Genomic DNA, 217 nt, shown 5'->3' with positions numbered 1-217 from the left:
CATAGTAGAAGAACATAATAGGATACTAATGAGTTGTCCATAAAGATGGCATTCTAATCGCTCTTGTTTAATAGATTTACAACGATGAATTTGAAACCAGGATTTCCATATTTTAAATAACAGCTTAATTTGCCAACGCAGTGAATATAAATCATAGATTTTCTCTTTTGGTACCCATTCCGTAGGAATGTTTGTCATATATACCGTAATTCCTTGT

1 protein-coding gene is annotated in these 217 nt (G+C 31.8%); it reads right to left on the bottom strand.

Annotated elements, in window-relative coordinates; genetic code table 11:
* The coding region (locus tag MR065_RS27395) for a transposase (RefSeq protein ID WP_242215760.1) at positions 1–217 on the bottom strand (217 nt) is incomplete at both ends.

Source organism: Bacillus cereus group sp. BfR-BA-01383, from assembly GCF_022663495.1.
In the GTDB taxonomy this organism is placed as follows: domain Bacteria; phylum Bacillota; class Bacilli; order Bacillales; family Bacillaceae_G; genus Bacillus_A; species Bacillus_A cereus_AU.
This window is presented reverse-complemented; position numbering and strand designations above follow the sequence as displayed.